Below are 13126 nucleotides of genomic sequence, written 5' to 3'. Positions count from 1 at the left end.
TCCCAGCCTAAAGGCGCTCCCCGCCCGTTTTCCGGCGAGTTTTCACCTCGCCCCCGGACCACACCGGCCGACCGATCAGCCGCCGTACGCCCCACAATCCCTCGAACTGCTGAATCGCGCACCGTTCGACCCGGGAACCCTCCATTCCGGCCGGACGGTATGCCCATGGCACATCCGACCGGCAAATACGCCGACTTCGAAGGCCTGCGCGAACAGGCCGTCGCCCTGCGACGCGAAGGACTCAGCCGACGCCAGATCCGCGACCGGCTCCACGTCGACAACAACGACATCCTCAACCGGCTCCTCCAGGGCGAACCCGCCCCGGAATGGACCCGCCGGCCCAACGCCAAGGACGACCTGCGCGCGCGGGCCCGCGCGCTCCGCCTCAAGGGCTGGACCTACGACCAGATCCAGGTCGAGCTGGGCTGCTCGAAGAGCTCGATCTCGCTGTGGGTGCGGGGTCTGCCGAAGCCGGAGCGGAAACGCAGCCGCGAGGAGGCGGCGGCCATCGCCCGGCGGGGCTGGGAGGCGAAGCTGCGGCTCCGCGAGGAGGAGCGACAGCGGACCCGCGCGGCTGCGACGAACGAGATCGGCTCCATGACGGACCGCGAACTCTTCCTGCTCGGGGTGGGCCTTTACTGGGCCGAGGGATCGAAGAGAAAGCCGCACAACCCGCAGGAGCGCGTCACCTTCGTCAACAGCGACCCGGACATGATCTCGGTCTTCCTGGCCTGGCTGCGCCTGCTCGACGTGGACCCGGCTCAGATCAGGTTCGCCGTACATATCCACGAGACCGCCGACGTCCAGGGTGCCGAACTGTTCTGGGCCGACCACGTGGGCGTGGACCGGACCGGCTTCCTGAAGACGACGCTCAAGAGGCACAACCCGGCGACGAACCGGAAGAACACCGGTGACACGTACCGGGGATGCCTCCGCGTGGACGTGAGGAACGGAGCCGACCTGTACCGTCGCATCGAAGGCTGGTGGTACGGCATAGTAGGGGCTGCCACCTCGTCCGATGCGCGAAATCGGACATAAGGGTAATCCCGGGTCGTCTAAGGGCAAGACGTCAGATTTTGGCTCTGATCATGGGGGTTCGAGTCCTCCCCCGGGAGCACATCCTCAGTTCGGGTCCTGGCCGGTCACGGTCAGGACCCGCTCTCATGTCCCCCCGGAAACGCCCCGGTATCCTGCGGATGTCCATCCCCCCACCTCCAACACAGCCGAAGGGCATCCCGTGAGCGCCAATCGCCCGGCAGCCGTCGTCGTTCTCGCAGCGGGTGAGGGCACCCGTATGAAGTCGGCCACACCGAAGGTTCTGCACGACATCTGTGGCCGTTCCCTGGTGGGCCATGTGCTCGCCGCCGCCGGTGAGCTGGACCCGGCGAACCTCGTGGTCGTCGTGGGTCACGCCCGTGAGCAGGTGACCGCGCATCTCGCCGAGGTCGCCCCGGACGTGCGGACCGCGGTGCAGGCGGAGCAGAACGGCACGGGGCACGCCGTGCGGATGGGTCTGGAGGAGCTGGGCGGTTCCGTGGACGGGACCGTGGTCGTGGTGTGCGGTGACACGCCGCTGCTGACCGGTGAGACGCTGCGCCGGCTGTCGGAGACGCACGTGGCGGACGGCAACGCGGTGACGGTGCTGACGGCGGAGGTGCCGGACGCGACGGGTTACGGCCGCATCGTGCGGGACGGCTCCGGCGCGGTGACGGCGATCGTGGAGCACAAGGACGCGTCGGACGAGGTGCGGGCGATCCGGGAGATCAACTCGGGTGTGTTCGCGTTCGACGGGGCGTTGCTGGCGGATGCGCTGAAGAAGGTGCGTACGGACAACAGTCAGGGTGAGGAGTACCTGACGGACGTGCTGGGGATCCTGCGTGAGGCGGGGCACCGGGTGGGTGCGTCGGTGGCGGGGGATCACCGGGAGATCGCGGGGATCAACAACCGTGTGCAGTTGTCGGAGGCGCGGCGGATCCTGAACGAGCGGCTGTTGACGGCGGCGATGTTGTCGGGTGTGACGGTGGTGGATCCGGCGTCGACGTGGGTGGACGTGACGGTGTCGTTCGAGCGGGACGTGCTGGTGCATCCGGGGACGCAGCTGCATGGGGCGACGCATCTGGGTGAGGGTTGTGAGGTGGGTCCGAACACGCGGTTGACGGACACCCGGGTGGGTGCGCGGGCGCGTGTGGACAACACGGTGGCGATGGGTGCCGAGGTGGGTCCGGAGGCGTCGGTGGGTCCGTTCGCGTATTTGCGTCCGGGGACGCGGCTGGCGCGTAAGGGCAAGATCGGTACGTACGTGGAGACGAAGAACGCGTCGATCGGTGAGGGGTCGAAGGTTCCGCATCTGTCGTATGTGGGTGACGCGACGATCGGTGATTTCTCGAACATCGGTGCGGCAAGTGTGTTCGTCAATTACGACGGACAGGACAAACATCACACGACGGTCGGGTCGCACTGCCGGACGGGGTCGGACAACATGTTTGTTGCTCCTGTCACGGTCGGAGACGGTGCTTACACGGCTGCGGGCTCGGTGATCACGAAGGATGTGCCGCCCGGTTCCCTGGCGGTGGCCCGTGGTCAGCAGCGCAACATCGAGGGCTGGGTGGCTCGTAAGCGTCCGGGGAGTGCTGCCGCGAAGGCCGCGGAGGCGGCGTCGGGGGAGCCGGCCGGCGAGGACTGACCGGAGAGCGTTCCGTTCGGGACGGCGTACCGTGAGAGGTGCGGAAACGCGCACCCCACCAGCTGAGACACCTCTGAGGAGACAGTGCTGTGACCGGGATCAAGACGACCGGCGAGAAGAAGATGATGTTCTTCTCCGGCCGCGCCCACCCCGAGCTTGCCGAGGAGGTCGCCCAGCAGTTGGGTGTCGGGGTCGTCCCGACGAAGGCCTTCGACTTCGCGAACGGCGAGATCTATGTGCGGTATCAGGAGTCGGCGCGTGGCGCCGATTGTTTCCTGATCCAGAGCCACACGGCGCCGATCAACAAGTGGATCATGGAGCAGTTGATCATGATCGACGCGTTGAAGCGTGCGTCTGCCCGTTCGATCACGGTGATCGTGCCGTTCTACGGGTATGCCCGGCAGGACAAGAAGCACCGTGGCCGTGAGCCCATCTCGGCGCGTCTGATCGCGGATCTGATGAAGACGGCGGGTGCGGACCGTCTGCTGACGGTGGACCTGCACACGGACCAGATCCAGGGCTTCTTCGACGGCCCGGTGGACCACCTGTTCGCGCTGCCGCTGCTGGCGGACTACGTGGGCGCGAAGGTGGACCGTTCGAAGCTGACGGTGGTGTCTCCGGACGCGGGCCGTGTGCGGGTGGCGGACCGCTGGTGCGACCGGCTGGGCGCGCCGCTGGCGATCGTGCACAAGCGCCGGGACAAGGACGTGGCGAATCAGGTCACGGTGCACGAGGTCGTCGGCAAGGTGAAGGGCCGCGTGTGTGTGCTGGTGGACGACATGATCGACACCGGTGGCACGATCTGCGCGGCGGCGGACGCGCTGTTCGCGCACGGCGCGGAGGACGTGATCGTGACGGCGACGCACGGTGTGCTGTCGGGTCCGGCGGCGGACCGTCTGAAGAACTCGAAGGTGAGTGAGTTCGTGTTCACGAACACGCTGCCGACGCCGGGTGAGCTGAGCGAGAGCCTGGACAAGATCAAGGTGCTGTCGATCGCGCCGACGATCGCGCGTGCGGCGCGTGAGGTGTTCGAGGACGGCTCGGTGACGAGCCTGTTCGACGAGCAGTAAGGGTTCTGCGGTCGGACGTCGGTTCGGCTGCCGGTGATCGTTTTGGGTACGGCCTCCTGGCCCGGGTAAACTGCACGAGTTGCTCGGCGAGGGAGGCCGTACCGCTTCTTCGGAAGTTCGTACGGCGGTCCGTTATCGACGCGCTCTTCGTAGCAGGCCGTTCGTGGCCGGGTGACCACGTCCGTTTCTGACTATGAGGAGTGATCATGTCCGAGGTGAAGATCGCCGCCGAGACGCGCACCGAGTTCGGCAAGGGTGCCGCCCGCCGTATCCGTCGTGCCGACAAGGTTCCCGGTGTTCTGTACGGTCACGGTTCCGACCCGATCCACCTGACGTTCCCGGGTCACGAGCTGCTGCTCGCCCTGCGTACGCCGAACGTCCTGATCGCGCTGGACATCGACGGCAAGACCAACGAGCTGGCGATTCCGAAGTCGGTTCAGCGTGACCCGCTGAAGGGCTTCCTGGAGCACGTCGACCTGCAGCTGGTGCAGCGCGGCGAGAAGGTCCAGGTCGAGATCCCGGTGCAGGCCGAGGGTGAGCTGGCCCCGGGCGGCAACCTGCTGGAGTACGTCCTGGACGCGCTGCCCGTCGAGGCCGAGGCCACGCACATCCCGGAGAGCGTGACCGTCTCCGTGGAGGGCCTGGAGGCCGGCGCCTCCGTGCTCGCCAAGGACATCAAGCTCCCCAGCGGTGTTTCGCTGTCCGTCGAGGACGACACCGTGGTGCTGCAGGTCCTGGCCGCGCAGGCCGAGGAGGCGCCGGAGGGTGCCGAGGAGGGCGACGAGGCCGCCGAGGCCTGAGCCTTTCGGATCCAGTCGTACGTCGGCCGCTGCTCCCGTGCGGGGCGGCGGCCGACGCGTATGTGGGAGGAAACGTGGGCGTGACGGAGGACGCGGCGGGCCCTTGGCTGGTCGCCGGGCTGGGCAATCCGGGGCCGGGTTACGCGATGAACCGGCACAACGTGGGGTTCATGGTCGCGGACCTGCTGGCGGAGCGGATGGGCGGCCGGTTCAAGCGGGCGGCGAAGGCGCAGGCGCAGGTCGTGGAGGGCCGGATCGGTCCTCCGGGGCCGGGGAGCCGGCGGGTGGTGCTGGTGAAGCCGATGTCGTACATGAATCTGTCGGGCGGGCCGGTGAACGCGCTGCGGGAGTTCTACAAGGTGCCGCCGCAGCGGGTGGTGGCGGTCCATGACGAGCTGGACATCGACTACGGGACGCTGCGGCTGAAGCTGGGTGGCGGGGACAACGGGCACAACGGTCTGAAGTCGCTGACGGGGTCGTTCGGCCGGGACTACCACCGGGTGCGGTTCGGGATCGGCCGGCCGCCGGGGCGGATGCAGGTGGCGGACTATGTGCTGAAGGACTTCTCGTCGGCGGAGTGCAAGGAGCTGGACTACTTCGTGGACCGGGCGGCGGACGCGGTGGAGTGCCTGGTGACGGAGGGTCTGGAGCGGGCGCAGAGCGCGTACAACTCGTGACGCGGGTGACGAGGGCGACAAGGCCGGACATCTGCGCTGGTGCCGCCCGCCGGAGTTGACCGGGCGCGAGGTCATGGCCAAAGATCGCGGCCATGCCTTCCGCTGTCCGTTCCTCGCGTGGTTCCTCGGCGCTGCGCTTCGGCCGGTTCGCGGCGATGGGCACGGTCGCCGTGCTCATCCTGATCGCCGGTGTGTGGGCGTCGTGGGGGACGGCGCAGCACGTGATGCTGACCAAGGGCCGCGAGCGCGGCACGGTCGAGGTGACGCGGTGCGCCGAGGACGCCTGTGAGGGCCCGTTCCGGCCGTTGTCGCCGGGGGCGCAGCCGCGCGAGAAGGTGGTGCTGGACGACACGGTGGCCGTGGAGAAGGGCAGCACGTACACGGTGGTGCTGAAGCCGGGCGGCGAGGAGGCGGTGCGTTCCGGTCCGGCCGGGGTGCTGTACGCGTGGGTGCCGCTCGGGGGTGCGCTGCTGCTGGCGTCGGTGGTGGTGGCGGGCGGTCTGCTGCGGACGCGCGCGGCGTGGGTGATGGCGCTGGCGGGCGCGGGACTGCTGACGGCGGCGTTCGTGGCGCTGTAGGCCCCCGGACATGACGAGGGGCGGCGCCCTCCGGTTCGTGCGAGCCGGAGGGCGCCGCCCTTTGGTGCGTCGGTGGGTCAGCCGGTGTTGCGCAGGCCCGCCGCGACGCCGTTGACGGTGAGCAGCAGGGCGCGGGAGAGCAGCGGGTCGGGCTGGTCCCCGGCGGCGACCGCGTCGCGCTGGCGCTTGAGCAGGGCCACCTGGAGGTAGGAGATCGGGTCCAGGTAGGCGTCGCGGATGGAGAAGGTCTGCTTGAGGACGGGGTCGGCGTCCAGCAGTTCCCGCTCGCCGGTGACGCGCAGCACCTCGGTGACGGTGAGGGCGTGTTCGGCCTTGATGGTGTCGAAGACGTGCTTGAGCTCGTCGGGGACGAGGGTGTCGACGTAGTGCTGGGCGATCCGCAGGTCCGTCTTGGCGAGGGTCATCTCCACGTTGGAGATGAAGTTGCGGAAGAAGTGCCACTGTCCGTACATCTCGTCGAGCACCGTGTCCAGGCCGGCCTCGCGCAGCGCCTTGAGGCCGGAGCCGACGCCGAACCAGCCGGGGACGATCTGCCGGGACTGGGTCCAGCCGAACACCCACGGGATGGCGCGCAGGCCGTCGAGGGAGACGCCGGAGCCGGGGCGGCGGGAGGGCCGCGAGCCCAGGTGCAGTTCGGCGAGCTGGTCGACCGGGGTGGAGGCGAGGAAGTACGTCGGCAGGTCGGGGTCCTCGACGAAGGACCGGTACGCGGAGTGGGCGGCGTCGGAGACGACGTCCATGGCGGCGTCCCAGCGGGCGAGGGCCTCGACGGACTGGCGGGGCGCGGTGTGCAGGGCGGAGGCCTGGAGGGTGGCGGCGACGGTCAGTTCGAGGTTCTCGCGGGCGAGGGACGGGATGAGGTACTTGTCGGAGATGACCTCGCCCTGCTCGGTGACCTTGATCTCGCCCTCGAGGGTGCCCCAGGGCTGGGCGAGGATCGCGTCGTGGGTGGGGCCGCCGCCGCGGCCGACGGTGCCGCCGCGGCCGTGGAAGAGGCGCAGCCGGACGCCGTAGCGGTGGGCGACGTCGCGCAGTCGGCGCTGGGCGCGGTGGATCTCCCACTGGCTGGTGGTGATGCCGCCGAACTTGGAGGAGTCGGAGTAGCCGAGCATGACCTCCTGGACGTCGCCGCGCAGGGCGACGAGGCGCCGGTAGGACGGGTCGGCGAGCATGTCCTCGAGGATCGTGTCGGCGGCCTTGAGCTCGTCCGTCGTCTCGAGGAGCGGCACGATGCCGATCTTCGCCCAGCCCGCGTGCAGGTCGATGAGGCCGGCCTCGCGGGCGAGGACGGCGGCGGCGAACACGTCGTCGGCGCCCTGGCACATGGAGATGATGTACGACTCGACGACCTCGGGGCCGAAGACCTCCAGGGCGCGCTTGACGGTGCGGAAGACGCCGAGGGTCTTCTCGCCGGCCTCGTCGACGGGCGCGGGGGTGGGTGCCAGCGGGCGGCGGGAGCGCAGCTCCTTGGCGAGGAGCTTGGAGCGGTAGTCGCGGGGCATGTCGGCGTAGCGCCAGGACTCCTCGCCGAGCCGGTCGAACAGCTGGCCGAGGGCGTGGTGGTGGGCGTCGGCGTGCTCGCGGACGTCCATGGTGGCGAGCTGGAGGCCGAAGGCGGCGAGGGTGCGGATGGTGCGGGCGAGGCGGCCGTCGGCGAAGAGGCCGCCGCGGTGCTCGCGCAGGGACTCCTGGATGATCCGCAGGTCGGTGATGAGCTCGCTGGTGCCGAGGTAGTCGCGGCCGGGCTCGTGCGCGGTGCCCTTGGCGAGGCGGAGCTTGGTGTTCTCCAGCTTCTGCCGGATGCAGGTGGCCTTGAGCCGGTAGGGCTCCTCGGCGTTGAGGCGCTTGTAGCGGGGGCTGATCTCGGGCAGCGCCTCCAGGTCGGCCTGGAGGGAGGTGAGCAGTTCCTCGGTGGCTCCGGTGTAGCGGATGGAGTTGGAGAGGAAGCCGCGCAGCTCGTCGATCATCTCCAGGGCGTCGTTGATGCCGTGCTCGTGCTGGAGGATCAGGACGTCCCAGGTGACCTGGGGGGTGACGTTGGGGTTGCCGTCGCGGTCGCCGCCGATCCAGGTGCCGAAGGTGAGCGGGCGGGTGTCGTCGGGGAGGTGGACGCCGACGCGCTCCAGTTCGGCGGTGAGGTCCTCCAGGACGTCGCCGACGGCGCCGGCGTGCAGCTCGTCGAGGTAGTAGATGGCGTTGCGGGCCTCGTCGGCGGGCTCGGGGCGCACCACGCGCAGTTCGTCCGTCTGCCAGACGAGGTCGATGTTCTCCGCCAGACGGGTGTCGAGGCGGCGCCGGTCGGAGGCGAGGACCGGCGTCTCCAGGAGGGCGGCGATGCGGCGGAGCTTGTTGAGGACGGAGCGGCGGGCCGCCTCGGTGGGGTGGGCGGTGAACACGGGCCGTACGTTGAGGTGCCGTACGGTCTGGCGCAGGTGCTCGGGGTCGGCGTCCTTGAGCCGGTCGGCGGTGCGGGAGAGCAGACCGCCCTCGGCGGCGCGGCGGGCGGCGAGTTCGCGTCCGCGGTGCACCTGTTCGGTGACGTTGGCCAGGTGGAAGTAGGTGGAGAAGGCGCGCACCAGCTTGGCGGCGGTCTCCAGCTCGGTGCCGCGCAGCAGCTCGGCGGCGGCCTCGCCGTCCTCGCGGGTGAGGCGGCGGACCTTCTCGACGAGGTCGAGGAGCTCCGGGCCCTCCTGCCGGACGAGCGTCTCTCCGAGGAGGTCGCCCAGTCGGCGGATGTCGGCACGCAGTTCGGCGCTCGTCGTGGTGGTCTGGTCGTCGGCACTGCTCACAGGTGCGGCTCCTTGCAGTGTTGAAGCTCGTCTGGAGGGAACCCGAACGAGCGTCTCGCGCGGCGTGCGCCGCTTGCGGGCCGGACGTCCGGGAAGAAATCAGAGCGGACCGCGCTGTCCGACCGACTTCCAAGGATAGGTGTCGAGCCGGACGCGCTGGCCACGGGCTCTTGCCGCGGGGCGACGCACTGCCATACTTACGATGCCGTAGGTTACGGGACCGTAGGAAAGCGATGCGGTTCCGGCGGTTCGGCACCTTCCCTCAGTCCACATACCCCACAGGGGAACGCATGACCTCAACCTCCGATGTGCTCGACGAAGCCCCGAAGCAGTCCCGGCCCGACGACACCGCTCCCTCCGCCACGCTGGGCGGGGAGCGGAAACGGTCCATCGAGCAGATCACGCTGCTCGCCTTCATCGTCGTCCCCTTCCTCGCGCTGCTCGCGGCCGTGCCGCTGGCGTGGGGATGGGGGGTGAGCTGGCTGGACCTCGGCCTGCTGGTCTTCTTCTACTTCCTGGGATGCCACGGCATCACCATCGGCTTCCACCGTCACTTCACGCACGGCTCGTTCAAGGCGAAGCGCCCGCTGAAGGTCGCGCTGGCGATCGCCGGTTCGATGGCGGTCGAGGGGCCGCTGGTGCGCTGGGTGGCCGACCACCGCAAGCATCACAAGTTCTCCGACGCGGAGGGCGACCCGCATTCGCCGTGGCGGTACGGGGAGTCGGTCCCGGCGCTGATGAAGGGCCTGTGGTGGGCGCACATCGGGTGGATGTTCGACGAGGAGCAGACGCCGCAGGACAAGTACGCGCCGGATCTGATCAAGGACCCGACGATGCGGCGCATCTCCCGTCTGTTCGTGCTGTGGACGGCGCTGTCGCTGGCGCTGCCCGCGATCATCGGCGGTCTGGTGACGATGTCGTGGTGGGGCGCGTTCACCGGCTTCTTCTGGGGTTCACTCGTCCGGGTGGCTCTGCTGCACCATGTGACCTGGTCGATCAACTCGATCTGCCACGCGGTCGGCAAGCGTCCGTTCAAGTCGCGGGACCGCTCGGGCAACGTGTGGTGGCTGGCGATCCTGTCGTGCGGTGAGTCCTGGCACAACCTGCACCACGCCGACCCCACGTCGGCGCGGCACGGTGTGGAGCGCTGGCAGCTGGACTCCTCGGCGCGGCTGATCCGCTGGTTCGAGCAGCTGGGCTGGGCGTCCGACGTGCGGTGGCCGTCACGCTCGCGTATCGATTCGCGCCGTGTCGGCCCGGATGGCGCCGCCCCGCGCGGGAAGGAACCCGCCGAGGCGGCATGATGGTCGCCGTGGCGACCGACTCCAGCACCCCAAGCAATGACAAGCCGCGGCGTGCGCGCCGCACCCGGATGACCGGTGCCGAGCGCCGCCAGCAGCTGCTGGAGATCGGCCGCACCCTCTTCGCGGCCAAGGGGTTCGAAGGCACGTCGGTGGAGGAGATCGCGGCGAAGGCCGGGGTCTCCAAACCCGTGGTGTACGAACATTTCGGCGGCAAGGAGGGGCTGTACGCGGTCGTGGTGGACCGGGAGATGCGGCGGCTGCTGGACATGGTGACCGGTTCGCTGACGGCCGGTCACCCGCGGGAGCTGTGCGAGCAGGCCGCGTTCGCGCTGCTGGACTACATCGAGGAGTACACGGACGGGTTCCGCATCCTGGTCCGTGACTCCCCCATCCCCCAGTCGACGGGGTCGTTCGCGTCGCTGATCTCGGACATCGCCACCCAGGTGGAGGACATCCTGGGCCGCGAGTTCAAGTCCCGCGGCTTCGACCCGAAGCTGGCCCCGCTGTACGCGCAGGCGCTGGTGGGGATGGTGGCGCTGACCGGCCAGTGGTGGCTGGACGTGCGCAAGCCGAAGAAGGCGGAGGTGGCCGCCCATCTGGTGAACCTCGCCTGGCACGGTCTCGACGGCCTGGAGCCGAAGCCTCGGCTGATAGGCCACCGCAAGTCCTAGACGGGCTCCAGGAACTCCAGGCGGTTGCCGACCGGGTCCTCGCTGTGGAAGCGGCGGTACCCGGGGAGCAGGCCGTCCCAGGCGACCGGGGCGCCGTGGGCCGCCAGCCTGGCGGCGAACGCGTCGATGCCGGTGACCCGCAGACCGGGGTGGGCCTTGCGGGCGGGCCGGAAGTCCCGCTCGGTCCCGAGGTGGAGACGTACGTCACCGGCCTCGAACCAGCAGCCGCCGCGTGCGGCGAGGGCGGGCGGCTTGGGCGTCTCGGTCATGCCGAGGACGCCGATGTAGTAGGCGCGCAGCAGATCCTCGGAGCCGGGCGGTGCGGCGAGCTGCACATGGTCGACGGCGGTCAGCATCGGTTTTCAGCCCTCCTTGACGGCGACGGCGAAGACGCGGCGGAACCGGAACGGGGTGCCGTGCGCGGTGGCCGGGTAGACCTCGCGCAGGGCGGTGCGGTACTCGGCGAGGAACTCCTCGCGGGCCGCGGGGTCGTCGTCGAGGGCGGTGAGGACGGGCCGCAGCCCGGTGCCCTTCACCCAGTCGAGCACGGGGTCCTCCCCCGTCAGCAGATGGACGTACGTCGTCTCCCAGGCGTCCACCGAGCAGCCGAGGGCGGCCAGGCGGTCCAGGTATCCCTCGGGCGGCAGGACGGCGTCCTCGTGGCGCAGCACCCCGGACAGGCGGTCCCGCCATCGCGGGGAGGCGGCGAGGTCGCGCATCAGGGTGTGGCTGGGGGCGCCGAAGTTGCCGGGAACCTGGAGGGCGAGGACCCCGCCGGGAGCGAGCCCGTCGATCCACGCGCCGAACCGTTCCACGTGCCCGGGCACCCATTGGAGGGTGGCGTTGCTGACGATCAGGTCGTAGCGCTCGCCGGGCGTCCAGGTGGCGGCGTCGGCGTGGGCGAAGTCGAGGCGGCCGCCTCCGCCGGTGGGGCCTTCGTGGTCGGCGCGGGCCTTGCCGAGCATCTCCGGGGAGTTGTCGTAGCCGGTGACGCGGGCGGCGGGCCAGCGCTCCGTGAGGAGGGCGGTGACGTTGCCGGCGCCGCAGCCGAGGTCGGCGATGCGGGGCGGGGCGCCGGGCAGGCCGGGGACGCGGGCGAGCAGGTCGGTGAAGGGCCGGGTGCGGTGCCCGGCGTGACGCAGGTACTGGGCGGGGTCCCAGACGGGACGGGCGGATGCTGCGGACACGGGACCTCCCGGATCGCGGATCGGCGTGCCCTCCAGGCTGCCGGGCAAAGACTCTCGATGTCAAGAGACTCGACATCAAGAGACTTCATGTCGACACAACCACTACACTGATCCTTATGGAGGACGAGGTCGATCGGCTGGTCGCAGCGTGGCGCCGGGAGCGCCCGGACCTCGACGTGGAACCGCTCGAGGTGCTCAGCCGGGTCAGCAGACTGGCCCGGCACCTGGACCGCGCACGCCGCCTCGCCTTCACGGAGCACGGCCTGGAGTCCTGGGAGTTCGACGTGCTGACCGCGCTGCGCCGCGCGGGCACCCCCTACCAGCTCTCCCCCGGGCAGCTCCTCACGCAGACGCTCGTCACCTCGGGCACGATGACCAACCGCATCGACCGGCTCGCCAAGAAGGGCCTGGTGGAACGGCTGCCGGACCCCAGCGACCGGCGCGGGGTGCTGGTGCGGCTGACCGACGAGGGCAAGGACCGCGCGGACCAGGCGCTGGCCGGTCTGCTCGCCCAGGAGCGGGCGATCCTCGGCGAGCTCACGCGCGCCCAGCGGGTGGAACTGGCCGGACTGCTACGCCAGTTGACCGCCCCGTTCGACAACATCCCCGGATAGGTCGACCGGTCCGACCCCGGCCCGCCGCGCGAGGGCGACGGCGGCCAGCGTGGAGTGCACGCCCAGCTTGCCGAGGACGTTCTGCATGTGGGTGCGCACGGTGTGCGGGGACAGGTAGAGGCGCTCGGCGACGGCCTTGCGCCCCAGGCCGGCGACCATGCAGCGCAGCACCTCCCGCTCGCGCGGGGTGAGCGACTCCACGAGCCGTTCGCTCTCCGTGCGGTGACGCCGGGCGGCGGTCAACTCCCGCAGGACGCCCGTCAGCAGCGCGGGCGGCAGGTGGGTCTCGTCGCGCAGCACGCCGCGGATGACGGTGAGCAGCCGGCTCAGCGAGCAGTCCTTGGCGACCCAGCCGGAGGCGCCCGCCTGGAGGGCGAGGGCGGCGCGGGCCGGGTCGTCCTTCTCGGCGAGCACGACGACCCGCGTCTGCGACTGCGCCGAACGCACGCCGCTCACCAGGGAGATGCCGTCCACGGCGCCGTCCTCGTCGACGGCCTGCACGGGCGCGGCCGGGCGCCCGTCGGGCACCGGGACGCCCAGGTCGGCGTCGACGAGCATGACGTCGAACCGCCGTCCCTCGGCCGCCGCCCGCTCCAGACACCGCAGCGCCGCCGGACCGCTGCCCGCCGCGGACACGTCGACGTCGGGCTCCGCGGCCAGCGCCGCGGCCAGCGACTCGGCGAAAATGCGGTGGTCGTCGACGACCAGGACTCGAATGCGAACCACGTAACC

The 13126-nt window shown here is 70.2% G+C and carries 13 protein-coding genes and 1 tRNA gene; 10 read left to right on the top strand and 4 right to left on the bottom strand.

The window, feature by feature from the left end; genetic code table 11:
• Positions 1 to 165 precede the first annotated feature (165 nt).
• From ACQZOG_RS03240 to ACQZOG_RS03210, 7 genes are all read left to right on the top strand, one after another.
• The gene (locus ACQZOG_RS03240; protein ID WP_430741259.1) at positions 166 to 1038 is read left to right on the top strand and encodes a hypothetical protein; all 873 of its coding nucleotides are present in this window, start codon (positions 166 to 168) and stop codon (positions 1036 to 1038) included.
• Positions 1039 to 1044: 6 nt separating this feature from the next.
• Positions 1045 to 1115, top strand: a tRNA-Gln gene (locus tag ACQZOG_RS03235).
• 122 nt (positions 1116 to 1237) lie between these two features.
• Positions 1238 to 2683, top strand: a complete 1446-nt coding sequence (glmU, locus tag ACQZOG_RS03230; RefSeq protein WP_193455033.1) for a bifunctional UDP-N-acetylglucosamine diphosphorylase/glucosamine-1-phosphate N-acetyltransferase GlmU — start codon at positions 1238 to 1240, stop codon at positions 2681 to 2683.
• An 89-nt stretch (positions 2684 to 2772) separates the two neighbouring features.
• The gene (locus ACQZOG_RS03225) at positions 2773 to 3753 is read left to right on the top strand and encodes a ribose-phosphate diphosphokinase (protein WP_033277315.1); all 981 of its coding nucleotides are present in this window, start codon (positions 2773 to 2775) and stop codon (positions 3751 to 3753) included.
• A 206-nt stretch (positions 3754 to 3959) separates the two neighbouring features.
• Entirely contained in the window at positions 3960 to 4553 is a 594-nt protein-coding gene (locus tag ACQZOG_RS03220; RefSeq protein WP_037640026.1) for a 50S ribosomal protein L25/general stress protein Ctc, read from the top strand.
• 74 nt (positions 4554 to 4627) lie between these two features.
• A complete protein-coding gene (pth, locus tag ACQZOG_RS03215) occupies positions 4628 to 5230 on the top strand; it encodes an aminoacyl-tRNA hydrolase (RefSeq protein WP_430741258.1) in 603 nt (200 codons plus the stop codon).
• Positions 5231 to 5322: 92 nt separating this feature from the next.
• Positions 5323 to 5808: a hypothetical protein gene (locus tag ACQZOG_RS03210; RefSeq protein ID WP_106963283.1), complete on the top strand. Its 486-nt coding sequence runs from the start codon at positions 5323 to 5325 to the stop codon at positions 5806 to 5808.
• Positions 5809 to 5885: 77 nt separating this feature from the next.
• Here ACQZOG_RS03210 and ppc read toward each other — a convergent pair whose 3' ends face one another.
• Positions 5886 to 8618 (bottom strand): phosphoenolpyruvate carboxylase, encoded by a 2733-nt coding sequence (gene ppc, locus ACQZOG_RS03205; protein WP_033277319.1) that lies wholly within the window; start codon positions 8616 to 8618, stop codon positions 5886 to 5888.
• Positions 8619 to 8908: 290 nt separating this feature from the next.
• Here ppc and ACQZOG_RS03200 point away from each other — a divergent pair, with 290 nt between their 5' ends.
• Both ACQZOG_RS03200 and ACQZOG_RS03195 read left to right on the top strand, forming a co-directional pair.
• Positions 8909 to 9922, top strand: a complete 1014-nt coding sequence (locus ACQZOG_RS03200; protein WP_033277320.1) for an acyl-CoA desaturase — start codon at positions 8909 to 8911, stop codon at positions 9920 to 9922.
• The gene (locus ACQZOG_RS03195; protein WP_026243476.1) at positions 9919 to 10593 is read left to right on the top strand and encodes a TetR/AcrR family transcriptional regulator; all 675 of its coding nucleotides are present in this window, start codon (positions 9919 to 9921) and stop codon (positions 10591 to 10593) included. The genes ACQZOG_RS03200 and ACQZOG_RS03195 overlap by 4 nt, the downstream gene beginning before the upstream one ends.
• Here the strand turns inward: ACQZOG_RS03195 and ACQZOG_RS03190 are convergent.
• Together ACQZOG_RS03190 and ACQZOG_RS03185 are read right to left on the bottom strand one after the other, a co-directional pair.
• Complete coding sequence (locus ACQZOG_RS03190; protein WP_261675163.1) at positions 10590 to 10949, bottom strand: glyoxalase; 360 nt, start codon at positions 10947 to 10949, stop codon at positions 10590 to 10592. The two genes, ACQZOG_RS03195 and ACQZOG_RS03190, sit on opposite strands and share 4 nt — an antisense overlap.
• Before the next feature lie 6 nt (positions 10950 to 10955).
• Positions 10956 to 11780 carry a trans-aconitate 2-methyltransferase gene (locus tag ACQZOG_RS03185; RefSeq protein ID WP_033277322.1) on the bottom strand — a complete coding sequence of 275 codons (825 nt, stop codon included), beginning with the start codon at positions 11778 to 11780 and terminating at the stop codon, positions 10956 to 10958.
• 116 nt (positions 11781 to 11896) lie between these two features.
• Here ACQZOG_RS03185 and tamR point away from each other — a divergent pair, with 116 nt between their 5' ends.
• Positions 11897 to 12394, top strand: a complete 498-nt coding sequence (gene tamR, locus ACQZOG_RS03180; protein WP_033277323.1) for a MarR family transcriptional regulator TamR — start codon at positions 11897 to 11899, stop codon at positions 12392 to 12394.
• Here tamR and ACQZOG_RS03175 read toward each other — a convergent pair.
• Positions 12353 to 13120, bottom strand: a complete 768-nt coding sequence (locus ACQZOG_RS03175) for a LuxR C-terminal-related transcriptional regulator (protein WP_033277324.1) — start codon at positions 13118 to 13120, stop codon at positions 12353 to 12355. The genes tamR and ACQZOG_RS03175 overlap by 42 nt on opposite strands.
• Between the last annotated feature and the right edge of the window lie 6 nt (positions 13121 to 13126).

Origin of the sequence: Streptomyces sp. P13-3-3 (assembly GCF_050571355.1) — a bacterium.
Classification (GTDB): Bacteria; Actinomycetota; Actinomycetes; order Streptomycetales; family Streptomycetaceae; genus Streptomyces; species Streptomyces althioticus.
The sequence above is the reverse complement of the archived record's forward strand: the minus strand, read 5'-3'. Positions and strand labels throughout refer to the sequence as shown.

What these genes read in the sequence shown, in the direction of transcription:
- ACQZOG_RS03190 (WP_261675163.1), bottom strand. Translation starts at nt 10,949, where the DNA reads ATGCTGACCGCCGTCGACCATGTGCAGCTCGCCGCACCGCCCGGCTCC.
- tamR (WP_033277323.1), top strand. Translation starts at nt 11,897, where the DNA reads ATGGAGGACGAGGTCGATCGGCTGGTCGCAGCGTGGCGCCGGGAGCGC.
- ACQZOG_RS03220 (WP_037640026.1), top strand. Translation starts at nt 3,960, where the DNA reads ATGTCCGAGGTGAAGATCGCCGCCGAGACGCGCACCGAGTTCGGCAAG.
- ACQZOG_RS03200 (WP_033277320.1), top strand. Translation starts at nt 8,909, where the DNA reads ATGACCTCAACCTCCGATGTGCTCGACGAAGCCCCGAAGCAGTCCCGG.
- ACQZOG_RS03195 (WP_026243476.1), top strand. Translation starts at nt 9,919, where the DNA reads ATGATGGTCGCCGTGGCGACCGACTCCAGCACCCCAAGCAATGACAAG.
- ACQZOG_RS03210 (WP_106963283.1), top strand. Translation starts at nt 5,323, where the DNA reads ATGCCTTCCGCTGTCCGTTCCTCGCGTGGTTCCTCGGCGCTGCGCTTC.
- ACQZOG_RS03240 (WP_430741259.1), top strand. Translation starts at nt 166, where the DNA reads ATGGCACATCCGACCGGCAAATACGCCGACTTCGAAGGCCTGCGCGAA.